This is a genomic window from Microcoleus asticus IPMA8 (genome assembly GCF_013179805.1).
Lineage (GTDB): Bacteria > Cyanobacteriota > Cyanobacteriia > Cyanobacteriales > Microcoleaceae > Microcoleus > Microcoleus asticus.
In genome coordinates this window covers 1-24,346 of the sequence record NZ_SRRZ01000046.1, presented here as the reverse complement: position 1 = coordinate 24,346, position 24,346 = coordinate 1, and the positions used below count along the sequence as shown (strand labels likewise).

Genomic DNA, 24,346 nt, shown 5'->3' with positions numbered 1-24,346 from the left:
CGCTCAGCTTCGCCGCAGGGGCGCAATAACTTTACCAAACTTTTACAATTGACCGTAACACCTCAGCCAGAGGTTGCGCCGGTTGCCTAGTCATCTATGCCATTTTTGTGTTCGCCTACAGCGACAGCAGCACCGGTTAACTTATTCGCTAACTCACTGGCTAAAAAATTTTCCATTTTTCATGTAGATATAATTAGCAGCATTCAGCAGATTTTTGGAACGGCAACTAATCGAATCAATTTCCGATAAAAATCTGTCTCTTCTTTTAATTATAAACTTTTTGAGGAGCTGGAGGACTGCTTAAGTCTATATAATTCCTCACCTCCCCCATAATATCACAAATTTATCTCAAAAGTCCGCGACCGACATAAAATTTAATAATATGCGATCTCAAACTCGATCGACATCTCGAACAACTCAAGCGTTTTGGGTCTTTCTACCGCGGCTGATGGTGTTCCGCAATCTTAGGTTTTTTCGGAGAAAAACTAGGTTTCTGGGTTCCTGGGCTATTACTAAAACTATCGCTTTTCTAGCAGAAGGAAGAAGGAAATTCGGCAACGGATTAGATTTCTTGGGATTTAACAGATATAACCGATGGATGTTGAAGAAAGAAGCCAGAACCAACAAAAGCAAGGATTTCAGTAATTAAAAACGTCCTAACCGTCGGGCGCGGTTGCTAGATTCGCCATCCGAGTAAGCTATAGCAATTCTTTCGCGAAACGCGCCACGGTTTTTTATTGAAGGAATCGATGAAAGAGGCTGATGACAAATCCGTAAAATAAGAGAATAGAGGAGCAGAGAAAGAGTTCGCCAGTGATGGGAGGATTGCTATAGATGTCCGGATTAGCTGTTTGTAGTTGTTAGTTTGGGAGTTGACTAATTACCCATTACTGATTAAAGCTTACTGATTGTGTGCTTTTTTTTCTCGGAGTTTCAACAAGATTTCTGCATGAACTTCGCGAGTAATCGGATAAAAATATGTGAGAATCATGCCAGCAATTAAAGCAATTGTGGGCAGCGGCCCGATCGCAACTCGAATCGCAAACAGTGCAGACTCTGGCTGTACGGGTGCTGGCTGTCCGGGAACTGTAGATAGAAATCCAGCTCTTTCTAATGCTTGGCCTACCAACCACAAACCCCCTGCCAATCCGATTTTTTGCAGCAGTACCATAAACGAATAGAAAATGCCTTCGCGTCTTTCTCCTGTTTGCAGTTCGTCGAGTTCGATCACATCCGGTATCATCGACCAAGGTATTAGATAAGCCGTGGAAACTCCGACACCTGCCATGACTGCTAATAAGTACATCTGCAATACTTGTCCTGGTTGGAGGAAAAAAAGTCCAGCTTGGGCAATAATCCACAAACTCATGCCCATAAAATATACGGCTTTTTTGCCGTATCTCTCGCTGACTTTACTCCAAACAAATAGCATGATTAATGCAGTGCCTTGAACTGCGATCGCAACCAAGCTAAAAACGTACTGTGGCTGTTGCATCCAGTTAACAACAAAGTAGGGAATAATAGTACCAGTCAACTGCACTCCCAGCCAAGAAAAAAGATAAATCCCAATCACGTACAAAAAAGGGCGATTGCTAAATGCAATCTGCAACTGTTCTTTCAGTGGCAAGGATGTAGAATTATCTAGTTCTGCGTTTTCTAATAGTTGGGCTGCGACGTGCTTGCGAGTTCCCAAAACGCACCAGTACAAAGGCAAGACAGAGATAACTCCAGAGATGGCACCTAATAATAAATATTGTTGATTCGGGTTGTTGGGAAATACAGCAAAGATAATTAGAGCTAAAATTAATGAAAAGATGCTGCCGCCAATTGAGAAAGCAAACCGAAAACTATTAAGGCTAGTGCGTTCGTTGTAGTCTTGAGTAAGTTCTGGAGTCAGGGCAGTGTAGGGAAGATTGACAGCCGTGTAGGCGGTGTTGAACAAAATGCTGATTGCAACATAGTACCAAAATAACACTGTGTGATCCGTGCTAGGTACAATCCACTGCAATAAGAAGAATATGCCGAAGGGAATGCCACCATATATTATCCAAGGATATCGGCGGCCCCAAGGGTGAGAAGTGCGATCGCTCAAAACCCCCACAATCGGGTCATTTATGGCATCCCAAACCTTGCCAACTACCAAAATATTGCTGGCTAAGCCGGCAGGTAAACCAGCGACATTGGTAAAGAAAACTAGGAGGTAAAATCCCAAAACATTAGCGGTAATTGCCGGGCCGAGGTCGCCGGCACCGTAAGCTAATTTTGTTGAGAAACTGAGTTTTTGTGTTACGGGGCTGATGGCGGCTGGTTGAGGCGGGGAAGTGTTGCTCATAAACTTTGATTTCGGGATGTTTTTGCAGTCACAGTCTTTCCAGTAGGAGTATAACTCGCGCTACGCCCTGATACTAAGTTTTTTGTAGCGATCGGGATTATTCTGAAGAATGGGTAATTGGTAATTGATAATTGGACTTATGCACCCAGACCTCAGAAACCCGGTTTCTTCGTAGATTTCTCGTTGCTGTTCGGAAATTATTCGTAGAAACCGGGTTTCTAGCCCCCATGCGTTCAAGACTGTACGTTAAGGAAACAATCGCCCTACCTGAACTTCTATTTCTGGAAATGCCAGCATTGATAAAATTTCATCTTCATTAAATATAGTTTCTTGCCTGTAATTTCCCCCCACCGGTTCGCGAAAAACATAAACTTGCCCCGTGTTAACATCAAGTATCCAATAATCAGGAATTCTCGCCTTAGCATAAGCCGGTGCTTTTCGCTTACAGTCTGTTTCTAAAGTGGTATCAGCTATTTATGCTAATAAGAAAATGTTGGCGGGTGCGGGATGAAAATCTTGGTACAGCCGGGGGTCGATTTGCACTACAGCAATATCCAGTTCTGGTTATGAATTATCACTTAGAGCGATCGGGTCTTGGATGCGAATTAAAGCAAGTCCTGCCAGCAGATTTCTCAGATAGTCCGCTGCACAGAGGTTAGTTGCTGCGTGGCGAGGATTTGTTGCACTTATTGAGATAATTTGCCCGTCAATTAATTCGACTCGTTCATCGCGATATAAAATGCCAGTTTCGGTCATACGGCGGTATTCGTCTACAGTCCACAAGCGTAAATCTGTTACAGTCATGGCACAATTTCCTTTGGCGATAATATTTATTATCGATGCACATTCTAGTTTTATATTAAATTGCTATGTCAGCAATCTAGATTTTGCTGTAATTGCTCCCACACACCACAAAATAGCATTGACTATCTCCGAACGCTGGATGTCCTCTTCAGCTAAAAAACTCGCAAACTCTTCATCAATGTTTAGGTGGTCTGCAAAAGCATAAAGCACGGGCTTGTACTCTGTGGGCATCGGTGTTAATGTGGCTTTAACTAAATTTAACAGCGCGTTCAAACAGTTAAGAATAGTCCCTGATTCGTCCATATCTTCTGCATCGAGCAAGTACAGCGTTTCTGCAATGTCACAAATAGCATCTATTTGTGTGGGTGGCTTTCCCAGTTTGCTGACATCGATATTGCACAATTGGAGAGCGTTAATCGCTAGTTCTGGACGGGTAAAAAATACAAGTTGACCGCCGGCTACTAAAGGCGGCTCTTGTTCTCCGTAGACAATTAGAGTATATAGATTTGGTACTTCGGTGTCGGGGTCAATGCGGAAACCGAACAGCCACAGCAATTTTTCTGTATTTTGGTTCGCTGTTTTCAGTGTTGTTGCAGCATTTTTTGGTTCTGACATGAATTTTTAATCCCTATAAAATTTATGCAGAAAAACCCGGTTTTTACGCAAAATATGGGTTTTAGTGAGAAATTTATAAATAAACCGGGTTTAGAAAGGCAAGAATGCGTAGTTTTTGTTTATAAATTTTGCTGGATAATGTCGCAGCATTCGGCGACGGTTGCTCTTTTTTCCATTGCTGCGACTAGGGCTTCGTAAGCTGATTTGTGGCTTTCAATCAGGTTTTTTGCTCGCAGCGAACCCCAGTTTTGTTTGAGTTGAATTTCTGAACTGGGACGGCGCAGTTGTGTTAAAATTGCGCTAATTTTTGTACGGTCTTCTGATCCTCCTTGTGCGCTGCCGTAAACAAATTTTTCGGCGACTATTCCGGCCATCCACACGGTGCAGTATTGGTCTAAAAGTTGGGCGGAAAGGTTGCCGCTTTGAAGTTGAGATGCTAATTGTTCGTCTTCAAATCGGACGCCGCCTTGAGCTGTTTGGCCTTGTTTAAATGCTTCCCAAGCGCTGAGGGCGTAGCTGGTTACAGGAATTCCCAAGAGGTGCGCGACTAGGAAGTGTCCGGCTTCGTGGTGAAGGATACGATCGCGCTTTTGTTTGGAAGTTCCCCCCAGCCAATCTAATAAAATGGTACCGCCTTGACCTTGCCACTGGAAACTATCGAGAGTAGCTAGCCCCAACAGGCAAAAAGTGGCGATCGCAGGTACGGCTTCTGGCAAGTTGAATGCGGGGCCCAACAATATTGAAACGGTGATGGCAAAGATAGAAATAGCGATAATATTCAAAGAAGTGTCTTTCATAATGGGGAATTAGTAATGGGGAATTGGTAATGGGGAATTGCTAATGAGGAATTGGTAATGAGGTAAACTCAGGTACGATCGCGCGATCGGTTTGGCAGCATCGGTTCGATCGCAGCGCCCGGGACTTCCGACAAAAACTCCATCTTCCAGTTTGACTGAAAATTGTCGCTCCGAAGCCAGCGATATTAAAAAGATATTAAAATAAATCAAAGTCCAGTAAAAGTGTTAGTGGAATCCTTCATGTCAGTTTTGGCAGCGATCGCAGTTTTAGGTATCTTGATTGTCGTTCACGAACTCGGCCACTTCCTGGCGGCGAGACTTCAACACATCCACGTCAACCGCTTCTCTATCGGTTTCGGGCCCATCCTCTGGAAGTACCAAGGCCCGGAAACAGAATATGCCCTCCGCGCCTTTCCCCTGGGAGGTTTCGTGGGTTTCCCAGACGACGATCCAGACAGTACAATTCCCCCAAATGACCCGAATTTGCTCAAAAATCGCCCCGTGCTCGATCGGGCGATCGTCATTAGTGCAGGGGTAATTGCCAACTTGATTTTTGCTTACTTCCTGTTGGTGGTGCAATTGGGCACTGTCGGCGCTGCAGAAATGAACTACTTACCGGGAGTTAAAGTGCCGGAAGTCGCCGCGGAAGTCAGTTCTGCCGCGAAACAAGCCGGAATTCGATCGGGCGACGTTGTTCTGTCTGTTGACGGCAAGGAATTGGGCGCTTCCCGCGAAGCAATCAAATTATTGGTCGCAGCAATCCAAGATCATCCCAACCAACCCCTAGCGTTGGAAATTCAGCGCCAAGAACAAAAATTTGTGGTGACAGTAACTCCCGAACAGTCGCCCGACGGCAAAGGTCGCATTGGCGTGCAGCTAACTTCTAACGGCACTGTCGTGCGGCAGAGGGCAGGAATTGTAGAGGCGTTTAGCAAGGCCGCCAAAGAATTTGAGCGGATTGTGGTGCTGACGGTTCAAGGTTTCGGGCAGTTACTTAGCAATTTCAGCCAGACTGCCGACAAGTTGTCCGGGCCTGTGGCGATTGTGGCTATTGGTGCAGGGATTGCCAAATCGGATGCTGCGAGTTTGTTTCAGTATGCTGTGCTAATTAGCATCAATTTGGCTGTGATTAATATCTTGCCTTTACCTGCTTTAGACGGCGGTCAGCTAGCTTTTCTGTTGATAGAAGGACTGCGCGGCAAGCCTCTGCCGAACCGCATTCAGGAAAATGTTATGCAGACTGGTTTGATGCTGTTGCTGGGTTTGGGAATTTTCTTGATTATTCGGGATACAGCTAATTTGGCTGGGTTCGATTTGATGGGCAATCTTCGGCAACAATAGTCAGTAGTCAGTAGTCAGTAGTCAGTAGTCAGTAGTTGGTTGTTATTGATTATTGATTATTGATTATTGGTTATTAGTTATTTGTTATTTGTTGGTTGCCACTAATAACCTATAAGATTAGTCAACAGTTAAAAATTAACAATCATTAGTCATTACAGCAATTTTGACTAATGACTAATATTCGATTATTAAATTTGGGGAAAAAAGCAATGATTACACAACTGCAATCTCCCGAGAAATCAAAAATCGTCTACCCAGATGACAACGGAGAGCCCATGTCAGATAATACCGAACAGTTTCGATTGATCGTCTGGATTAAAGAAAATTTAGAACTTTTATTTGCGAGCGTTGCTGATGTTTTTGTGGCGGGTAACTTACTGTGGTATCCAGTAGAAGGAAATAATAAACTTGCTCAAGCACCAGATGTGCTGGTAGCTTTTGGCAGACCGAAAAGATATCGAGGTTCCTACCAACAGTGGAACGAAGATAACATTCCGCCGCAAGTCGTGTTTGAAATTTTGTCGCCGGGAAACCGTCTAACTCCGATGATTCAAAAATTCAAATTTTACGAACGCTACGGCGTGGAAGAATATTACTTGTACAACCCTGAACAAGTGGATTTAACTATATGGCAGCGTCGAGACCAAGAATTAGAAGCTGTAGAATCGGCGGACGGTTGGGTAAGTCCCAGACTAGGAGTGCGGTTTCAACTATCAGAAACCGAACTACAAATATTCGGGCCTAACGGATCGCCATTTGTAAGTTTTGTCGAACTCGCTCAACTGCGAGAGCAAGCAGAATCAAGAGCTGAACAAGAACAGCAAAGGGCCGAACAAGAACGGCAAAGGGCCGAGCAAGCAGAATCTTTGCTGGAACAACAACGATCGCGATCGGAAGCTTTAGAAGCTCGACTCCGCGAATTGGGAATCGACCCCAATATTTTGTAAATGACTAATGACTAATGACTAATGACTAAAAAGTTAAGTTTAAAACAACGATCGCTCGAAATTCTGATTCGCCTCAAACGCCTCTATCCAGAAGCTCCTTGTACTCTCAACTACGAAACTCCCGTGCAGTTGCTGGTGGCGACGATTCTCTCGGCTCAGTGTACGGACGATCGAGTAAATCTGGTAACGCCGGCTTTGTTTGAGCGTTTTCCCGATGCGGTGGCTTTGGCAAATGCTGATTTAGAAGAACTCGAAAGTCTCGTGCGCTCGACTGGTTTCTACCGGAATAAGTCTAAAAATATTAAAGGTGCTTGTCAGGCGATCGTCAATAAATTCAACAATCAAGTACCGCAGCGGATGGAACTGCTGCTAGAATTGCCCGGAGTTGCCCGCAAAACCGCTAATGTCGTTCTCGCCCACGCTTTTGGTATTAATATGGGCGTGACCGTAGACACTCACGTCAAACGTTTGACTCAGCGGTTGGGATTGACCGAACATACCGATCCTACAAGGATCGAGCGGGATTTGATGGTATTGTTGCCGCAGCCGGATTGGGAAAATTGGTCGATTCGGTTGGTTTATCACGGCAGGGCAGTTTGTAATGCGAGAAATCCGGTTTGCAATATTTGCGAACTTGCAGATTTGTGTCCTTCTGCTAATATTTCGTAGGGTGCGTCAGTGCCGAGGCTAGCAACTAGCATTAAAATATAGAATCTGACGCACCTTACAATTGCTGAAATGAAGAGTTTATAAATGAACTCGATCGGTCGCTCGTTTTTTGAGTTTGCTATAATTCTTGTCAACAGCTTAATACTAAGGAAGTAAGTATATGAGTATTGCGATTTCCCTCAGTCCAGAAATAGAGGCACTACTTCGTGAAAAAGCCGATCGGGAAGGACAAGATATTAGCCTTGTTGCTGCCCAATTGCTAACTCGGATATTAGAATGGGAAGCCCGAGACTCTGAAGAAGCTATTGAGGGTATTCAGGAGGGGTTAAATGATTTTGAGTTAGGACGGTTCCGTTCTTTTGATGAATTTGCTAAATCACAGCGCACCAAGTACAATTTTCCAGCGAATTGATGACATATATCATTGAAATTTCTAGCGTTGCAGAAGCACAAGCTGATAGTGCATTCCTGCTCTTATCTCAGATGACATCACCAGAGAAAGCAAGGGAGTGGTATCAGGGATTGTTGAAAGCGATCGAATCTTTATCGGCAATGCCAAAACGCTGTCCTATCGCCAGGGAGAATCAATACTTCAGTAAAGAAATTAGGCAGTTAATTTACGGTAAAGGGCGCAACTCATACCGCATTCTTTTCACTATTGCCGAAAGTGAAGATGTGTCCGCAGTTCGCATCCTCCACATTCGACACGCTGCACAACAAACTCTTGGCGAGAACCAGGAGTAGTTCCTAGGGTGCGTCAGCTCGAATTAGAGCAACTGTCGATCGCACAATATTACCTGATGCACCCTACAAATGAGATAAGTTGTTGTGTGTAAATAAAAATATTTCAAACTAAAGTCATCCAAAATGACTAAAATATAGTAAAATAGTAGATTGTGATTTATCTAAGGATATCAACAGATTATGGCTAAAAAGAGCATGGTCGAGCGCGAGAAAAAGCGCCAGAGACTCGTAGACAAGTACGCCGACAAGCGGGAAGACCTGAAAGACCAGTTTGACCAAGCTAACAATCAGATGGACAAAATGGCGATTCACCGCCAACTGCAACAGCTACCCCGCAGCAGTTCGCGGACTCGCTTGCGGAACCGCTGCTGGGCAACTGGACGGCCCAGAGGTTACTATCGTGACTTCGGACTGTCTCGCAACATGATGCGAGAAATGGCTCACGAAGGTCTTTTGCCCGGTGTTGTGAAGTCTAGCTGGTAGCACGAAGAAAGAAGGAAGAAGGGAGAAGTAAGAAGGAAGAAAGAAGAAAAAAACTCACGATTAATCGGCAGGATTATGTTTGGGGTTGATTTTTGTTTCAGACTTATGAGTTAAATTTTCCTCCTTCTTGCTTCACTGACCGCAGCATTTATCGATGCCGAGACTTTCGAGTAACAAGTCGCTGACGGCATTGGCGATCGCAAATTCGCCGTAGAAGCTTTTAGAAAAATCATAAGCCTGCATTTCGGTGACGATCGCAATTACGAGGCTGCCCAAGTCATTTTCGCCTTCCATGCGCTGGCGGACATAGATTTGGGCAGCTCTTTTAGCTATTTGCTGGTTGGCTGCTTCTGGGATAAACTCGGAGTCTAGCCATGCCAGCAGCGTTTGTTGGAGCCATTGGCCTTCTTCTTCGGGGTTTTTGGCGGGCGGTAAGGTAATAGGTTCGATGGTTTCAGACATGATTATTCCTAATTGCTAATGTTGACTTTGAAAAGTTAACTGACAAATGAGAACTGATAAATATATGCAATATGATATACCGACAATTATACAAGGATATGCGCAAGGCTACTTCTTGATGGCAAATGACGGCGAGGAAAGTTTGGGGTGGTATTCCAGCCGTCAGCGGGCGCTGATTCCCCTGGATGAAAGATTTACCTATCCGAAATCCCTGCGCCGCCAAATCAATCAAAATCGATTTTCGGTGGCTGTGAACCGCGATTTTGGGGCGGTAGTTGAGGGTTGTGCCGATCGCGAAACGACTTGGATTTCTAGGGAACTCAAACAGATTTACTGGGGTTTGTATGAGGCCGGTTGGGCTTACAGCTTCGAGACTTGGTGCGGCGACGAATTGGCGGGTGGTATTTTAGGATTGTCGATCGGCGGTGCGTTTATTGGGGAGTCGATGTTTTACCGAATTCCCGAGGGTTCTAAGGTGGCGATGGTGAAGTTGGTGGAGAGATTGCGCGATCGATCTTATCTACTTTTCGACGCTCAAATGAACAATCCGCACTTGGAAAGATTCGGCGCTTATACTGTTAAGGAAAAACTGTACAACACTCTTTTGCAAGCAGCTTTAAAGCGCCGCTGCTCACTATTTTGAAAGCTTTGAGCTAATACCGAAAGGCCGCCAGGGAATGAATTCCACGGGGCTTTTAGCTAAAGTCCTCGCTATGAGGACTAAATGAGTTCTTCAGTCCTCTTGAGAGGACTTTAGCTTTGAGGCAGGGAATTCATTCCCTGCCGGACTGCCGGACTCAACGAAAGACTGTTAAATTGACACTAATGGGCCTTGCCATGTCCTTACCCATAGCTAAAATTTTCAGCCTCGGTATAATGTTGAATATTCAAGTCTATCGAGAAAAAAGCAATGATAGATCCAGTCAGCGCGGGTTTGGTTTGGTTATTGGTCGGCCCTATTTTGCAAGACTTGGCTAAAGCAGCTTTAGACGACTACGTTAAAGATTTTTTTAAAGGTTGTATTAAAGATGTTGAAGGACTTGCAAAAAAGCCTTTCGCTCAAAATGCTGTTCGCGATGCCCTAAAAGCCTTTATTATATTGTTTGAGCAGGAATTAGAGCGATCGCACTTAGATAAAAAACAGATCCAGCAATACCTGCAACCGTTACGCCAATTTCTCAAACAACCTGATGTCAGGCAAGTTTTGGGAACTGCGTTTCAAGGCAATTGTAAATATTTAGACACTGGTATTTTAGCTCAGCACTGGCAAAATTTGCGCTTGCAACACCCGGTGCGACAGAATTTACCCACCTTCACTCGGATTGTACCTGCTAATTTTTTACAGGAGCAACCGGTTTCCTCGCTTCCCGATACGTTTAGTTGGGAACAAGTCGCAGAAAAGTATCTGAAAAGCGTTAAATTAATTATCGAGCAAAATGCAGAACTGCGACAAATTTTAAACACAAATCAATTTGCCGGCATGGAGCGCAGTCTCGCGACAATTGCTCCGATTCCGGCTGAATTTAACTTAGCAAGTTATCAACAAGGACTGCGAGAACTATATGAATATTCGTTGAATTTAGACAATTTAGATAAGAGGTCTGGAGAATACGAAGGAAAACTGACAATTAAAGAAATATTTATTCCCCAAAACGCGCTATCGTGTCAGGAATATTTGCCGAAAGATTATGAATTGCCCAAGGAGATTCAAAAGCGATTGCGGGAACGGGGGGACATAGCCGCCGAAGTAAGTCCAGAAGATTTGGAACGCTACAAAAAAGCTTACACTCAACAGCAAACTCGCTCAGTGCTCGACGTGATTGATGATGTCACTTACCGTTATCTAGTAATTCTAGGCGATCCGGGTTCTGGGAAATCTACGCTGTTAAAGTATTTAGCGCTTCAGTGGGCAAAATTATCTGCCAGTGAATTGTCATTGCACCCGATTCACTTACTGATTGAATTGCGGAAATACAATCGCAGTCAAGATGAAAAAAAGTGCGCTAATTTTCTAGAATTTATCGAGTGCGACTCTAGTCGGATCGACCATTTAGACAAAAATATTCTGCACGAATGGCTGGAAGATGGCCGCGCTGTCGTCATGTTTGACGGGCTAGATGAAGTGTTCGAGTTGGAAAAACGCAATCGAATTGTTGACCAAATTCATAGCTTCACTCAAAAATATCCAACAGTGAAAACCATCGTCACTTCTCGCGTTATTGGCTACCAGCAGCAGCGACTGAAAAATGCCGAATTTCATCACTTTATGCTGCAAGATTTTGAACCGGAACAGATTCAAGATTTTATCCAGAAGTGGCACGATTTGACATTGATAGATCGATTGAAAAAAGCTGATCTTTTAGAACGCTTGCAGCAAGCGATTGCGACATCGAATTCAATTCAAGAATTAGCCGGAAATCCGCTGTTGCTCACAATGATGGCAATTCTCAATCGCAATCAGGAGTTACCGCGCTTTCGAGCTAAACTCTATGAAGAAGCATCAAAAGTGCTGCTGCATAAATGGGACTTTGAAGTGAAAGAAAAACTAAATAATGACAGACTTGACCCTTATGTAATTGATGAAGAAGTCAAACAAAGTATCTGCGGGCGAATCGCCTACACAATGCAGTCTAGTAGCAAACAATTAGGAAATATTATTAGTCGCGAGGATTTGCGGCAAACTATTACTGATTCATTGATCGGCTTGATGGGAACTGGGGCAACTGCTTGTGCTAAGTTGATGGTAGACCAACTGCGCGATCGCAATTTTATCTTGTGCTTCTTGGGTGGATACAATGAGGATTATTTTGCTTTTGTCCATCGCACGTTTTTGGAATATTTTTGTGCTTGGGAGTTTGTGCGGCAATTTGAAAAAGAAAGAAAGTTTGGAAGAGATGGTTTGATTCAAATTTTTCGGGAACACTGGCGAGATGAGTCTTGGCATGAAGTGTTGCGTTTAATGGCGGGAATGCTGGATGCTAAATTTACAGGTGACATCCTGGAATATCTGATTGGTGAAAATGGGGAAGCAGAAAAGTTTAGCAATCTGTTTTTGGCGGCGCAGTGTGTTTCAGAAGTCAAGAATAGAAATGATATTTCTGCTATTGCTAGTAAGTTGCGCGATCGAGTTAAAGAGTTAACTCGATACGAAAATATCACTGCTTTTACACATTTAGAATATAAAATCCTAGTTGATGAAATTCACAGACAAGCAGTAGCAGCAGTAGCAGCCACTTGGAAAGATGACCCGGAAACCTTACCTTGGCTCAAACAACGCGCTCAATCTGGCGATAGTTGGGCTGTGCGACAAGCAGCAGTCCAAGAAATAGCACGGGGGTGGAAAGATGACCCGGAAACCTTACCTATCCTCAAACAACGGGTTCAATCAGACGATGATATGGCTGTGCGAGAAGCAGCAGTCCAAGAAATAGCACGGGGGTGGAAAGATGACCCGGAAACCTTACCTTGGCTCAAACAACGCGCTCAATCTGACGATGATTCGGATGTGCAAAGTGCAGCAGTCCAAGAAATAGCACGGGGGTGGAAAGATGACCCGGAAACCTTACCCATTCTCAAACAACGCGCTCAATCAGACGATGCTTCGGATGTGCGACGGGCAGCAGTACAACAATTAGCACGGGGGTGGAAAGATGACCCAGAATTATTTGAGTTATTGTGGGATGTTGCTATCAATGATCCCTTTGAACGCGAGGCTCAGTGGCAAGATAGTCCCCGGCAAATAGCTCTTGCAGCTATTATTCAACTCGCTCCCGATCGCCCTGAAACTTTAGAACTTGTACGCGATCGCGCTCAGAACGATTCTGACGAAAAATTACGCAAATTTGCCCAGAAAGAATTGGCAAAATTAGAACGCCAATGAGCGATATATTCGATCGCCGATCGCCATTTCTTCTAATTTTAGGAGTCGTTGGGTGGGGCCGGGTTTATGAGATTATGGGTTTTAAACATAGATGGTTGGTCAAACCCGCCCCTACAAAATTATCAATTACCAATGATAAATGGCGGGTTGAACAATATCTATGTAGGGGCGGGTTTCACCAACAATAATTGCCTCAAACCCATAATCTCGTAAACCCGCCCCGACCCGATGACAAATTGAAAGGTACATTGCTGTGCGAGCCAGATAGCATTTAAGCCGGAATAAATGCTAAGAAACCCGGTTTCTCTCAGAAATCTGGTTTCTGGGAATTGGGGTTATTTATTCTTTTAAAACTTACGCATCAAAACCAAAAAAACCTGGTTTTTTGCGGTTGGGCCGAGTGTAACGAAGTATGCTGGTAAAAACCCGGTTTCTGACCACCCGTGCGTAAGTCTTATTCTTTTCAGGGCGAACCGGGATATTTGGTCGATCGCCCCCCAGCTAAAATTACATATACTACAATATATAATACAGAGATTTGAGCCAAAATCCTTGGAGCTCAGAAAAATCAGAATCGAAGCCCCTTGAATGTGTAAAAATACTGAAGCAAACATTACTAAACCCTGCACGGAGCAATTGTTGTGGATTCCAGATATAACCCCCAATCCATAGAAGAAAAATGGCAGCAGACATGGGCTGAGCAAAACTTAGACCAGATGCCAGAAGATACGCAAAAGCCTAAATTTTATGCCTTATCCATGTTCCCCTACCCGTCGGGAAACCTGCACATGGGGCACGTCCGCAACTACACAATCATCGATGTAATTGCCAGACTCAAGCGAATGCAAGGTTATCGGGTATTGAATCCGATGGGATGGGACGCTTTTGGTTTGCCCGCAGAAAATGCAGCCATCGAGCGAGGAATTCCGCCTGCACAATGGACTTATCAAAACATTGCCCAAATGAAAGGCTTATTTCAGCGTTTGGGCATTTCCTTTGATTGGACAAAAGAAGTTACAACTTGTTCTCCCGATTATTATCGGTGGACTCAATGGATTTTCTTGCAATTTTTAGAAGCAGGATTAGCATATCAAAAAGAAGCGGCAGTTAATTGGGACCCGATCGATCAAACAGTCTTAGCAAACGAACAAGTAGATAACGAAGGTCGTTCCTGGCGTTCCGGTGCCAAAGTCGAGCGCAAATTATTGCGGCAGTGGTTCCTCAAAATTACCGATTATGCCGAACAGTTATTAAACGACTTAGACAAATTGCCAGATTGGCCAGAAAGAGTCAAATTAATGCAAGCCAACTGGATCGGCAAATCAGTCGGCGCTTACTTGGAATTTCCGATTGTCGGCATGGATGAAAAAATCGCCGTTTTCACCACACGTCCCGATACAGTTTACGGCGTCAGTTACCTTGTTTTAGCGCCGGAACATCCACTAACTCAGCGCGTGACAACCGAAGACAGAAAAGCCGCCGTAGAAACCTTCATCAAAGAAGTTGCACTGCAAAGCGAGATCGATCGCACAGCCGAAGATAAACCAAAGCGCGGCATCCCCACAGGCGGCAAAGCAATCAATCCTTTTAACGGCGAAGAAATTCCCATTTGGATTGCCGATTATGTGCTGTACGAATACGGCACCGGCGCAGTCATGGGAGTACCCGCCCACGACACGCGAGATTTCAAATTTGCCAATCAATATCAACTGCCAATTAAAGTAGTAATTGTAGATGATGATGAAATGCCGCTGACGGAAGCTTACACCGAACCAGGAATTATGATTAATTCCCAAAGCTTCAACGGCATGGATTCAATGAAAGGCAAAGCAGCAATTATTAGAGCTGCCGAAGATGCAGGTTGTGGCAAAGCGCGAGTGCAATATCGTTTGAGAGATTGGCTAATTTCTAGACAGCGTTATTGGGGCGCTCCGATTCCCGTAATTCACTGTCCCACCTGCGGCACAGTACCCGTACCCCAATCGGATTTGCCCGTATTATTGCCGGAAAATGTAGAATTTACGGGCAAAGGTTCGCCCTTGGCAAAGATGGAAGAATGGGTAAACGTTCCTTGTCCGAGTTGTGGCACTCCGGCGAAGCGGGAAACAGATACGATGGATACTTTTATCGATTCATCGTGGTATTTCTTGCGCTACCCCGATGCTCAAAATAAAGAGCAAGTCTTCGATAGGGCGAAGACAAATGATTGGATGCCCGTAGACCAATATGTGGGCGGCATCGAACACGCAATCTTGCACTTACTGTATTCGCGGTTCTTTACCAAGGTTTTGCGCGATCGGGGTTTGATCGATTGCGACGAACCATTTAAACGCCTGTTAACTCAAGGCATGGTGCAAGCAATAACCTACAAAAATCCTGTTACTCGCAAATACTTTCCCCCAGCTGATGTAGACCCTGAAAATCCAAAAGATCCTGATACGGGCGCCGCTTTGGAAGTCTTCTACGAGAAGATGTCGAAATCCAAATATAACGGCGTTGACCCCTTAGAAGTTATGGGCAAATATGGGGTAGATACGGCGCGGATGTTTATTTTATTCAAAGCACCGCCAGAGAAGGATTTGGAGTGGGACGACGCTGATGTGGAAGGGCAATTTCGCTTTTTAAACCGGGTTTGGCGCGTGGTTACAGAGTTTGCTGGACGAGTCCCTGCCACCACCGCTCAAGCAGGAGAGAATGCTGAATTAAGTAAACCTGAGAAGGATTTGCGGCGGGCGATTCACACTGCAATTAAGGCAGTGAGCGAAGATTTGGAGGGCGATTATCAGTTCAATACTGCTGTTTCTGAAATGATGAAACTCAGCAATGCTTTGAATGATGCTAAATGTAAAGATTCGCCAATTTATGCAGAAGGAATTAATACTTTGATTCGCTTGTTAGCGCCTTTTGCGCCGCATATTGCTGATGAATTGTGGCACAATACTGGTAACAGTGAATCGGTGCATACGCAAACTTGGCCGACTGTCGATCCATCGGCATTAGTTACCGATGAAATTACGCTGGTTATTCAAGTTATGGGCAAAACTCGCGGCACAATTCAAGTGCCTTCTGGTGCTGATAAAGCTGCTTTGGAAAAGTTTGCTCGCGAGTCGGAATTAGCCAAGCGTCACCTTGAAGGTAAGGAGATTAAAAAGGTAATTGTAGTGCCTGGAAAGTTGGTGAATTTCGTGGTAGCGGGATAAAAACTAAAAACCTGGTTTCTTGAAGAAACCGGGTTTTTAATACTTGCAGTTAAGAATTAGCCATGCCAAAAATGAGCAAGCGAAACAAGACAAAAAAAAGTTTTTTGAGAGGGCTATTCAGTTTAGGAAAACTTTGGGCGATCGCCTACATTGCTTCCTGTATACTCTTGTTTATTCTGCAAACTCGTTTGATATTTCAGCCAACACCTGCAATCGCCAAAACACCCGATGCTTTTAACATCGCTTACCAAGAAGTTTGGTTGCCAGTTAAGAGTCGATCGCACAAAATTGAAAAACTTCACGGTTGGTGGCTGCCCGCGGCAAACCGACAATCATTAGGAACTTTATTGTACCTGCACGGCAGGGGTTTGAACATCGGTGCGAATATCAATCAATCTTACCGCTTTCGGCAATTGGGTTTTTCGGTTTTGCTAATTGATTACCGGGGTTACGGCCGCAGTCAAGGCAGCTTTCCCAGCGAAGCTCGGATATATGAAGATGCGGAAACAGCTTATAATTATTTAGTGAAACAGCGGCAATTGTCGCCCAGCGAAATCTTTTTGTACGGTCATTCAATGGGAGGTGCTGTTGCTGTGGAATTAGCGATCGCACATCCGGAAGCTGCGGGATTAATTGTTCAAAGTTCGTTCACTTCAATGCTTAATATGATAGAACACTACAGTTTGATGCGGCTTTTTCCGGTGCGGCTGCTGCTGAGGCAAAATTTTGATTCTTTTGCTAAGGTTAAATTGTTGCGAATTCCGGTTTTGTTCGCCCACGGAACTGCTGACCCTTTAATTCCCGCTGCGATGAGTAAACAGTTGTATGCTGCTTCTCCTGAACCTAAGAAAATTTTACTTGTTCCTAATGCTAAGCACAATAATGGAGATGCTTTTTTTAACAGTAGCGAATACCGCCAAACTCTTGTTGATTTTGCAGATACATTTAGAATGAGATGAATGCCGATTACGCTCTCTATCTGTAAATTATTTGTACTTTATCTCCGAATTCTAGCTGCAATACTGATTGAGCGCTGCCGCCATTAACGGCAATTTCTACCCAACCGTCAGAACCAGTTATGGCAATTAAATCGCCCGGTTCGGTGTCGCTGTAGGTTTTACCGCTGGGGATGCGAATTGCATCAGAACTATTGCTAATTGTCAATGACCAATTGTTACCTATAATGCAATTATTGGGGATATTAGTAATTAGGTTGCCAAAGCGATCGACATATTGGATGCTGCCTTCTATACCTGTGGCTGTAACGGCACAATTTGGTATCTCTAACTCGACTAAACTTGCAGGGTCGATCGCCTCCCCCAACTCTTCCAAAGCCACCCCGTTCGCCAAGTGAGCGCCCGCTGCTGCAAAAATATCGCGACCGTGAAAAGTGCTGCTGGGTTGAGGTGTGCGCCAGTATTGAGAATTCGTGAGTTCGACAGAGGCGATCGCACTTTCCCGACTCAACACCCCGCTAAACAACCCGTTATCCGGCCCGACAAAAAAGCAATTAGCACATTTAATCGCAACCCCGCGTCTCTTGCTTCCCACACCCGGATCGACGACCGCAACGTGTACGGTTTCCGGCGGAAAATAAGCAAAAGCAGTCATCAAACAAAACCTCGCAGCCGCAATATTTTGAGATGGTATTTGGTGCGTAATGTCAATAACTTTTAACTGCGGGTTAATTTGGGCGATCGCACCTTTCATCACTCCCACATAAACATCGCTTAATCCAAAATCCGTAAGCAGAGTTATAATTCTATTTTTACACATATATCGAAAGGTAAAATATGGTATCACAATGGGAAAACTTTCTGCAAAACTTGGGAGAATGGCACGGTTCATTCACTAAGCTATCGCCGCGAGGAGAGGTACTTCAAGATACTCCTAGCATTATTTCTCTCGAAGGTTTAAATAACAACAAAACAGTGCGATTGAAACTCCGTCGCTTTTCCCCAAATCCTAGCGGTGTCGGCGAACCGGAAGTGAGCGAACTTGTGCGAGAATATCAAAGTTTAGGACGAGATATCCTGTTTTTTGAGAATGGAGCTTTTTGTCAGGGAACTATTCAACTAGCGCCTTATTGTGAGTGCGGTGCCGAGTTTGGTTTTATCTACAATTATCGCCGGTTGCGCTTCGTTCAGCTCTACAATACCGACGGCAATTTATCAAACCTTACCTTAATTCGGGAAAAACAGCTTGATAAAAATGTCCCCGAACGTCCGCCTTTAACTGTTGACGATTTGCTGGGAGAATGGCAGGGCGAGGCGGTGACAATTTATCCAGATTATCGTCATCCTGATTCCTATTCTACCAATTTACAATTGCATTTGGAAAGTGGCGATCGCCTAGTCAACAAAATCACTTTTGGCAGTAATGCTACTGTTATCACTTCTAGCGCCAGCATTGACGGTTCAGTTCTGCACTTTAACGAAGGTGCTTCCCCCGTAAAAGTTGTGCTCCTTTCTGACGGCGGTTCTTGCACTTTACCTCTCAAGATTGAATTAAGAAAACCTATATTTTTCGAGGCTGGTTGGTTGGTAGAACCTGACTTGCGCTTTCGGATGATTCGCAGTTACAATGAGCGGGGTGAATGGGTAAGTTTGACTTTAATTAAAGAACGAAAAATTAGTCATTAATCCCGATCACTTGTTGATGATTAAGATTGATTCTTTTGGGCGGGCTAGAAGCCCACCCCACAATAAACTTGATGTATTGTGGGGTGGGCAAGATGCCCGTTCTAAAAATAGTACAAGATATCAGCACTACAAACATTTTTCAGATTTAGGAACCGGATTTTGTTTCCTGGGTTTGCGATTGAATCACGGCACTCCAGTCATCATTGTTAACAGCAGCTTCCAAATCCTTAGCGCGTTCGCCCTCACTTTTTCCGGCTGTTTCTAACTCTTTGGTAAGACTAGAATCTGCCATTGCTTTGCGCAATTTCAGCTTCTTTTCCTCATAAGCTTTTTGTTCTTCTGCAGACATTGCCGATCGCGCAGCTTGACCTACCGTAGCCGCCCACATTTCGCTTTCAGCACCGTTCCCAGGCGGAATGCTGCCAATTTCTGCTATCCAAGTATCCCGCAAACTTTCCATTTCTTCCCGCTTCGGGAATTTAAAAGTTTGCACGCGCAGGAAAGCACAATTTTCTGCGCCATTTTGGGCGATGTGACCGTTGATTGAAAGCAGGATATTTCTGGAATAACCTACATACTGAGTGTGGCGGGAAATGTCCATTACAGCGTAAACGCCGGCGACTTTCGCGTTAGTTGCCAAATCGCGCCATGTATCGATCGACATTACTTGCGTGCCGTCATTTTCTAATTCAGAAATAGTCGCTGCTGCGCTGTGTTCTGAGTCGGAACTGTATAAAAAGTTGTGCAGTCCTTCATGGGCGACAGGTACATTTTGATGTTCAATTGCTACGTCTCGATCGGCATTCACTTGATTAGCTTCCATAAAACCCAATTCCTCAAAAAATGTCAACTTTACTCATTAAATCCCACTTTCAAGGGCGGGTTTTCCAACCCACCCCACAATAAAGTTCTCGTGGAACAGGCATCTTGCCTGTTCTATTGTTTTTTTTGCCCTTATATACTTAACTTACGGCAATTTGTTGCAATTCCTCGTCAGTCAATTTAACTTCGAGCGCCCGCACAGAGTCCTCAACACTGGATACTTTTGTCGCACCGGGAATCGGAACGATGCAGGGCGATTGGGCTATCAACCAAGCTAATACTATACAGTAAACTGAAACGTTTTTTTCTTCTGCTAATTTGGCGATCGCGGGCATATCTTGCAAGCTGGTGACGCGGCGGCTTCCTCCCAAAGGGCTCCAGGGAAAAAATGTCAGTTTTTCGGTTTCGCAATACTCCAGCACGCCGTCTGATTCTGGCTGTCTGTGCCAAGGATTGTACTGATTCTGAACCGAGACAATTTCTACTGTATCGCGGGCGCGTTTGATCTGCTCTACAGAAAAGTTGGAAACTCCAATAAATCGAATCATTCCTGCTTCTACGGCTTCTTTTGCAGGTGCTAGGGCTGCTTCGATGGTATAAGCAGGATCTGGCGAGTGATATTGCCAAAGGTCGATCGGTTCCTTGCCCCCCAACGCTTCAAAACTTTCGCGAATTGTCTTGCGTAAATGATGGGGGTTGCCGTTGCGCGTCCAAGCACCTTGAGGCCGCATTAAGCCGCCTTTAGTGGCGACAGTAACGGCCCTAACATCTCCGCTGTACTCTTGCAAAGCTTTGGCAATCAAGTGTTCGTTATGGTGTTTGTCGGATTCATCTTGGCAGTAGGAATCTGCGGTGTCAATTAGGGTGACACCCAAATCGAGGGCTCGGTGAATTACCGCAATTGATTGCGATTCTGGCGGCCGGCTGCTTAAGGACATTGGCATACCTCCAAGACCGATCGCGCTGATAGTAAAATTACTGTTTCCCAGTTGTTTCCTTTTCATTTATTTGCCCTCGTTTGCGTGGTTTATTTCCAGTTTACATTTCAAGGATAGGTTAAAATTTTACATTTATTTAACTATCTAAGTAAATAGAAAAAAAATTGTTAGATAATCTCTTTTGCCTTTAAAATGTATATTTCAATTCCCTATTCCCCACGTGTCAAATCCTCTCCCTCTCAAACATAATAGACAATCTAGATGCGCAGCAGCTTACCTACCTACTTAATTAGCTGGAAGCGCTGGTGTAAAAGCGGAGTGCAAATTGCCAGAAGTAGCGGGAGAAAAATAACAGCCCGATCGCCAATATTCCGGCCCCTGCGAGCCAAACAATTTCACCTCTCCCCAGCATGGCTTCTGCAGGCACAGTAGTCAAGAAGGCAACGGGAACTACGAAAGTGAAGAAAAATCGATAAGCTGCAGGATAAGCTGCCATTGGAAATCTACCCGCTTCTAACAATCCTTGGAGGACTTCGGTAACGTTGTAAATTTTGACAAACCAAATGCTGGTTGCACCTAACATAAACCATATACTGTAAAGAGTAATAGTTCCGAATAACAGCGGTATTGCTGTTAAAAAATAGTTGCCGATTTCTACTCCCAACTTGTTAGCAGCATACAGCAGCAATACGGCGCCGAAGATTAAATCTGGGATTCCCCAAGGGGAAACTGTGTTTGCAGACAGCCAGAATTGGGAACTGATGGGTTTGAGGAGTACGAAATCGAGAGTACCTTGCTGCACTCGATCGACAATACGGCTGAGGTTGGGTTCGAGAAAGGTTGACGAAAACCCCTGCAAAAGCGTAAAAATGCCGAGTACAACTAAAGCCTCTTCCCATGAATAGCCCGAAAACCTGTAGCCGGTACGATAGAACAAAAATAGCCCAAACAAGCTGCCAGCAAGATTTCCGAGGCTGCTGATGGTCGCGAGGACAAAGTTGATTCGGTATTCTAGTTCCGCTGCGATCGCCGCACCCCAGAACAATTTCAGTACGTGCAAATATCGTCTCATGTTTATCGCCATTTTTTGCCGTGTAAATACTTAAATTCCCATATTGTAAAGGTTGTGTGAAATTAATTGCTGTACGGCTGCTCATTTCACTATAACAATAAATTATTTAGACCGCTTAGTTAAGTAGTTTTACTGACATTGAGTATTAAGTTATTTAACTAAATTTAAACAAAAATTACAATAATTATTAATTTAAGTCAATCTTAAGCCAATATATTTTGGCAATTATTAAGATTGATTCATGTTTTAACAAAAACTATGGCTTAATCAATCAGGAATACTAATAAATTACACGTCTTAATATTATAAATATTTGAAAAACATCTAGGCATACCCAAACGGAACACTTAGGATGGTGCATACGTACTCAAAAGGAATACGTCATGATAAGTACGTAATTATACGTACGTAAGAGGGTTCAAGAAATTTACTTAACTAACAACACGTAAGGAAAAAAAGACATGGATGCTTTAACATTATCCAGACTGGGCGTCAAGCACACCAAGAGTGCAGTAGCCGAATCGCTGCGGATCAATACAGGATACGACGTGACAAGCCCAGTCACTTTTTACGGGATTGTCAACGAGCGCTGCAATGTTAAATGCCGTCAGTGCGAGTATTGGCGGCTCAAAGAATATAAAGACGAAATGACGATCGAACAATGGCAAAATGCCCTCTTGAGCGTCAAAGAATTTGTGGGCGAATTTTCCATCAACTTTAGCGGCGGCGAACCTTATATTAAAAAAGGTTTTTTAGACTTGCTGGCCTTTGCGAATAAAAACGGCATCCACGCCGGTGTCACCACCAACGGTTATTGCATGACCAGGGAAAACGCAGCCAAAACTGTCGCTGCTCGTCCTTTTAATGTGAATATTTCAGTTGACGGGCCGAATGCAGAACTGCACGATTATTTGCGGGGTCAACCGGGATTGTTCGATCGGCTTTCTAAAGGAATCGGTTATCTGCGCGAAGAACAAGAAAAACAGAACGTCCTGTTTCCGATCAACGTCAAACCGACAATGAACCGACTCAATTTCCGCCACCTCCCGGAAATAGTCACCTGGGCTCAGGGAATTGGGGCGACGACGGTGAACTTCCAACCTGTCAACCGCTGGACGCCAGAAACATACGAGGAATTGTGGATTGAAAAAGAAGACATGGAGGAATTTGCACAAGTAATCGAGCGCCTAATTGAAATGAAGAACAACGGTGCTCCGATTATGAACAGCGATGAAGTGTTGCGATTGATGATTCCTCACTTCGCGGAAGAAAAAGCTCCAGATTCAACTCGTCCTTGTCGCGTTGGACTGCGCAATTACTGGATTGATACGCGCGGCGATGTGAAATTGTGCGATGAGTTTCCGGTGATTGGGAATGTGAAAGACCAAAGCGCCCGCGCTATTTGGTACGGCGAAAAAGCTCAGGAAGTCCGCCGCGATACTTTGAATTGCGGCAAGCTTTGTCTGATTACTTGTGTTTCGCAAAAGACGATTTTGGACAAAGTAAAAATGGGCATGAAGTTATTAAAAAACTGAACTTTGATCGCTGTTAATATTGCTTGTGTTCATGGTAGCCGGGTTCGATCGCAAACCCGGTTTTTTTGTTTAATGAATTGTATTCCGGTTCGGTTTTGCTAAAGAACACGGCAATGCCGTTTCCCTACCAATACAATGTTTTGTATCAGTCGTAGGGTGCGTGAGGGTGAAAAATCATTGCACCGCAGCCCTTTACTATTGACTGTCACGCACCGCTTTACCTGGGCAATATTTTTCTTGCCAGCGGCAGGATTCTGGGGGAGATTTTTCTCGCCAGCGGCAGGATACCCAGTATCAGCAGGCCGAATATTTAAGCGAAAAGCAAACTCCAGATAATCGTTGCCGTTAAGGGATGAAGCGGAAGGAAAAAAGTCGGGTTGCCATTTAATGGGTTTAGCTTTGATTAGGGGATCGCTGGCTGAAAAGATTTGTCCGCCGCCGATCGCAGTTCCGACAAAAAAGATCATATTCTCAAGTTTGCCGCGCTTTTTCTCTTTGTTTTCGTTCGTTCTTCGAGTCGATTTCCATTTGTTCCCTCTCTTCCTGTTCCCGGTTCAATTCCACCTGTTAGATTTCCACCATCCCGCAAATTGTGGATATTGTTGGCTGCAACAAATCTTGATTAGCAATCAGGTAGTTTAAGTATTTTTCAATTTGACTTTGATATTTGCGATCGCACAAACTCCGGAACTTCTGCAAAAACACCAGATTGTCGCCTTTAATGGACAAACGTTTAATTTTAGCATAACTTTCGACATAATTTTCCGCATTAATATCAACAGTATTGCGATCTGCCTCCCCACAGCAAACAAACTTTCTATCCTTTAAGGAGATTGTGGAGGAAGCGAATCAATATTGGCTAGGGCAAAATTGAGAAAGTATTCTGTCCGCGATATCAGTTGTTCGGCATCGGTTTCTGTTATATTTGGATCGACATTATAATCCGCTCTGAGACGAGTTCTTTCAGCATCAATTAGACATCTCCCAAAAAGAAATAGTTGGTCGATCGCTCTTACATTATAATGGAAGTTTACCTAAAAAATATGAGTCAGATCCGAGAATA

General features: G+C 44.2%; 25 protein-coding genes. 12 read left to right on the top strand and 13 right to left on the bottom strand.

The genetic code is table 11. The annotated features are described in order from the left end of the window. Positions 1-901: 901 nt before the first annotated feature. The 6 genes from E5S67_RS14065 to E5S67_RS14045 all read right to left on the bottom strand — a co-directional run bounded on the left by E5S67_RS14065 (position 902) and on the right by E5S67_RS14045 (position 4,758). Positions 902-2,332 carry an MFS transporter gene (locus tag E5S67_RS14065; protein ID WP_172188163.1) on the bottom strand — a complete coding sequence of 477 codons (1,431 nt, stop codon included), beginning with the start codon at positions 2,330-2,332 and terminating at the stop codon, positions 902-904. Positions 2,333-2,578: 246 nt separating this feature from the next. Next, the gene (locus tag E5S67_RS33385) at positions 2,579-2,806 is read right to left on the bottom strand and encodes a Uma2 family endonuclease (protein WP_339382867.1); all 228 of its coding nucleotides are present in this window, start codon (positions 2,804-2,806) and stop codon (positions 2,579-2,581) included. 90 nt (positions 2,807-2,896) lie between these two features. Further along, the gene (locus tag E5S67_RS33380; RefSeq protein ID WP_246276784.1) at positions 2,897-3,136 is read right to left on the bottom strand and encodes a PDDEXK family nuclease; all 240 of its coding nucleotides are present in this window, start codon (positions 3,134-3,136) and stop codon (positions 2,897-2,899) included. Between the two features lie 63 nt (positions 3,137-3,199). Next, entirely contained in the window at positions 3,200-3,751 is a 552-nt protein-coding gene (locus tag E5S67_RS14055; RefSeq protein ID WP_172188161.1) for a hypothetical protein, read from the bottom strand. A gap of 119 nt (positions 3,752-3,870) precedes the next feature. Beyond that, positions 3,871-4,548: an ATP-dependent Zn protease gene (locus tag E5S67_RS14050; protein WP_172188159.1), complete on the bottom strand. Its 678-nt coding sequence runs from the start codon at positions 4,546-4,548 to the stop codon at positions 3,871-3,873. A 9-nt stretch (positions 4,549-4,557) separates the two neighbouring features. After that, a complete protein-coding gene (locus E5S67_RS14045) occupies positions 4,558-4,758 on the bottom strand; it encodes a hypothetical protein (protein ID WP_172188157.1) in 201 nt (66 codons plus the stop codon). 30 nt (positions 4,759-4,788) lie between these two features. On the opposite strand from E5S67_RS14045, the gene rseP reads away from it, so the two are divergent. From rseP to rpsN, 6 genes are all read left to right on the top strand, one after another. Next, on the top strand, positions 4,789-5,889 hold the full coding sequence (gene rseP, locus E5S67_RS14040) for an RIP metalloprotease RseP (RefSeq protein WP_172188155.1): 1,101 nt from the start codon (positions 4,789-4,791) through the stop codon (positions 5,887-5,889). Between the two features lie 209 nt (positions 5,890-6,098). Beyond that, positions 6,099-6,836 carry a Uma2 family endonuclease gene (locus E5S67_RS14035; RefSeq protein ID WP_172188206.1) on the top strand — a complete coding sequence of 246 codons (738 nt, stop codon included), beginning with the start codon at positions 6,099-6,101 and terminating at the stop codon, positions 6,834-6,836. A gap of 21 nt (positions 6,837-6,857) precedes the next feature. Further along, positions 6,858-7,505, top strand: coding sequence for an endonuclease III (nth, locus tag E5S67_RS14030; protein WP_172188153.1), 648 nt, complete (start codon positions 6,858-6,860; stop codon positions 7,503-7,505). A gap of 160 nt (positions 7,506-7,665) precedes the next feature. Next, positions 7,666-7,917, top strand: coding sequence for a hypothetical protein (locus tag E5S67_RS14025; protein ID WP_172188151.1), 252 nt, complete (start codon positions 7,666-7,668; stop codon positions 7,915-7,917). Further along, positions 7,917-8,249: a type II toxin-antitoxin system RelE/ParE family toxin gene (locus E5S67_RS14020; RefSeq protein WP_172188149.1), complete on the top strand. Its 333-nt coding sequence runs from the start codon at positions 7,917-7,919 to the stop codon at positions 8,247-8,249. The genes E5S67_RS14025 and E5S67_RS14020 overlap by 1 nt, the downstream gene beginning before the upstream one ends. Positions 8,250-8,429: 180 nt before the next feature. Continuing rightward, a complete protein-coding gene (rpsN, locus tag E5S67_RS14015) occupies positions 8,430-8,732 on the top strand; it encodes a 30S ribosomal protein S14 (protein WP_006633844.1) in 303 nt (100 codons plus the stop codon). A gap of 132 nt (positions 8,733-8,864) precedes the next feature. Here rpsN and E5S67_RS14010 read toward each other — a convergent pair whose 3' ends face one another. Continuing rightward, the gene (locus E5S67_RS14010; RefSeq protein WP_172188147.1) at positions 8,865-9,194 is read right to left on the bottom strand and encodes a hypothetical protein; all 330 of its coding nucleotides are present in this window, start codon (positions 9,192-9,194) and stop codon (positions 8,865-8,867) included. Between the two features lie 46 nt (positions 9,195-9,240). On the opposite strand from E5S67_RS14010, the gene aat reads away from it, so the two are divergent. From aat to E5S67_RS13990, 4 genes are all read left to right on the top strand, one after another. Further along, positions 9,241-9,837, top strand: a complete 597-nt coding sequence (gene aat / locus E5S67_RS14005) for a leucyl/phenylalanyl-tRNA--protein transferase (RefSeq protein WP_425487376.1) — start codon at positions 9,241-9,243, stop codon at positions 9,835-9,837. A 267-nt stretch (positions 9,838-10,104) separates the two neighbouring features. After that, positions 10,105-13,074: an NACHT domain-containing protein gene (locus tag E5S67_RS14000; protein ID WP_172188143.1), complete on the top strand. Its 2,970-nt coding sequence runs from the start codon at positions 10,105-10,107 to the stop codon at positions 13,072-13,074. Between the two features lie 641 nt (positions 13,075-13,715). Then, entirely contained in the window at positions 13,716-16,274 is a 2,559-nt protein-coding gene (gene leuS / locus E5S67_RS13995) for a leucine--tRNA ligase (RefSeq protein WP_172188141.1), read from the top strand. Between the two features lie 62 nt (positions 16,275-16,336). Then, positions 16,337-17,233, top strand: coding sequence for an alpha/beta hydrolase (locus E5S67_RS13990; RefSeq protein ID WP_246276783.1), 897 nt, complete (start codon positions 16,337-16,339; stop codon positions 17,231-17,233). A gap of 16 nt (positions 17,234-17,249) precedes the next feature. Here the strand turns inward: E5S67_RS13990 and E5S67_RS13985 are convergent, their stop codons facing one another. Then, the gene (locus tag E5S67_RS13985) at positions 17,250-18,050 is read right to left on the bottom strand and encodes an SAM hydrolase/SAM-dependent halogenase family protein (RefSeq protein WP_172188139.1); all 801 of its coding nucleotides are present in this window, start codon (positions 18,048-18,050) and stop codon (positions 17,250-17,252) included. A 17-nt stretch (positions 18,051-18,067) separates the two neighbouring features. Between E5S67_RS13985 and E5S67_RS13980 the strand changes: the two genes are divergently transcribed. Next, positions 18,068-18,916 (top strand): DUF3598 family protein, encoded by an 849-nt coding sequence (locus E5S67_RS13980; RefSeq protein ID WP_172188137.1) that lies wholly within the window; start codon positions 18,068-18,070, stop codon positions 18,914-18,916. Between the two features lie 145 nt (positions 18,917-19,061). On the opposite strand, the gene E5S67_RS13975 is transcribed toward E5S67_RS13980, so the two are convergent. From E5S67_RS13975 to E5S67_RS13965, 3 genes are all read right to left on the bottom strand, one after another. After that, complete coding sequence (locus E5S67_RS13975) at positions 19,062-19,739, bottom strand: GIY-YIG nuclease family protein (RefSeq protein WP_172188135.1); 678 nt, start codon at positions 19,737-19,739, stop codon at positions 19,062-19,064. A 139-nt stretch (positions 19,740-19,878) separates the two neighbouring features. After that, on the bottom strand, positions 19,879-20,742 hold the full coding sequence (locus E5S67_RS13970) for an aldo/keto reductase (RefSeq protein ID WP_172188133.1): 864 nt from the start codon (positions 20,740-20,742) through the stop codon (positions 19,879-19,881). A 223-nt stretch (positions 20,743-20,965) separates the two neighbouring features. Continuing rightward, on the bottom strand, positions 20,966-21,748 hold the full coding sequence (locus E5S67_RS13965; protein ID WP_172188131.1) for an ABC transporter permease: 783 nt from the start codon (positions 21,746-21,748) through the stop codon (positions 20,966-20,968). Between the two features lie 461 nt (positions 21,749-22,209). Between E5S67_RS13965 and E5S67_RS13960 the strand changes: the two genes are divergently transcribed. Further along, a complete protein-coding gene (locus tag E5S67_RS13960; RefSeq protein WP_172188129.1) occupies positions 22,210-23,283 on the top strand; it encodes a radical SAM protein in 1,074 nt (357 codons plus the stop codon). A 98-nt stretch (positions 23,284-23,381) separates the two neighbouring features. Here the strand turns inward: E5S67_RS13960 and E5S67_RS13955 are convergent, their stop codons facing one another. Beyond that, entirely contained in the window at positions 23,382-23,750 is a 369-nt protein-coding gene (locus E5S67_RS13955; RefSeq protein ID WP_172188127.1) for a hypothetical protein, read from the bottom strand. A 100-nt stretch (positions 23,751-23,850) separates the two neighbouring features. After that, positions 23,851-24,012, bottom strand: coding sequence for a hypothetical protein (locus tag E5S67_RS13950; protein ID WP_172188125.1), 162 nt, complete (start codon positions 24,010-24,012; stop codon positions 23,851-23,853). Between the last annotated feature and the right edge of the window lie 334 nt (positions 24,013-24,346).

Bases quoted from the DNA above. Each gene is read 5' to 3' on its own strand.
- E5S67_RS14065 (WP_172188163.1), bottom strand. From the start codon at position 2,332: ATGAGCAACACTTCCCCGCCTCAACCAGCCGCCATCAGCCCCGTAACA.
- E5S67_RS33380 (WP_246276784.1), bottom strand. From the start codon at position 3,136: ATGACTGTAACAGATTTACGCTTGTGGACTGTAGACGAATACCGCCGT.
- E5S67_RS14055 (WP_172188161.1), bottom strand. From the start codon at position 3,751: ATGTCAGAACCAAAAAATGCTGCAACAACACTGAAAACAGCGAACCAA.
- E5S67_RS14050 (WP_172188159.1), bottom strand. From the start codon at position 4,548: ATGAAAGACACTTCTTTGAATATTATCGCTATTTCTATCTTTGCCATC.
- rseP (WP_172188155.1), top strand. From the start codon at position 4,789: ATGTCAGTTTTGGCAGCGATCGCAGTTTTAGGTATCTTGATTGTCGTT.
- E5S67_RS14035 (WP_172188206.1), top strand. From the start codon at position 6,099: ATGATTACACAACTGCAATCTCCCGAGAAATCAAAAATCGTCTACCCA.
- nth (WP_172188153.1), top strand. From the start codon at position 6,858: ATGACTAAAAAGTTAAGTTTAAAACAACGATCGCTCGAAATTCTGATT.
- E5S67_RS14025 (WP_172188151.1), top strand. From the start codon at position 7,666: ATGAGTATTGCGATTTCCCTCAGTCCAGAAATAGAGGCACTACTTCGT.
- E5S67_RS14020 (WP_172188149.1), top strand. From the start codon at position 7,917: ATGACATATATCATTGAAATTTCTAGCGTTGCAGAAGCACAAGCTGAT.
- rpsN (WP_006633844.1), top strand. From the start codon at position 8,430: ATGGCTAAAAAGAGCATGGTCGAGCGCGAGAAAAAGCGCCAGAGACTC.
- E5S67_RS14010 (WP_172188147.1), bottom strand. From the start codon at position 9,194: ATGTCTGAAACCATCGAACCTATTACCTTACCGCCCGCCAAAAACCCC.
- aat (WP_425487376.1), top strand. From the start codon at position 9,241: ATGAGAACTGATAAATATATGCAATATGATATACCGACAATTATACAA.
- E5S67_RS14000 (WP_172188143.1), top strand. From the start codon at position 10,105: ATGATAGATCCAGTCAGCGCGGGTTTGGTTTGGTTATTGGTCGGCCCT.
- E5S67_RS13990 (WP_246276783.1), top strand. From the start codon at position 16,337: ATGCCAAAAATGAGCAAGCGAAACAAGACAAAAAAAAGTTTTTTGAGA.
- E5S67_RS13985 (WP_172188139.1), bottom strand. From the start codon at position 18,050: ATGTGTAAAAATAGAATTATAACTCTGCTTACGGATTTTGGATTAAGC.
- E5S67_RS13980 (WP_172188137.1), top strand. From the start codon at position 18,068: ATGGTATCACAATGGGAAAACTTTCTGCAAAACTTGGGAGAATGGCAC.
- E5S67_RS13975 (WP_172188135.1), bottom strand. From the start codon at position 19,739: ATGGAAGCTAATCAAGTGAATGCCGATCGAGACGTAGCAATTGAACAT.
- E5S67_RS13970 (WP_172188133.1), bottom strand. From the start codon at position 20,742: ATGAAAAGGAAACAACTGGGAAACAGTAATTTTACTATCAGCGCGATC.
- E5S67_RS13965 (WP_172188131.1), bottom strand. From the start codon at position 21,748: ATGAGACGATATTTGCACGTACTGAAATTGTTCTGGGGTGCGGCGATC.
- E5S67_RS13960 (WP_172188129.1), top strand. From the start codon at position 22,210: ATGGATGCTTTAACATTATCCAGACTGGGCGTCAAGCACACCAAGAGT.
- E5S67_RS13955 (WP_172188127.1), bottom strand. From the start codon at position 23,750: ATGATCTTTTTTGTCGGAACTGCGATCGGCGGCGGACAAATCTTTTCA.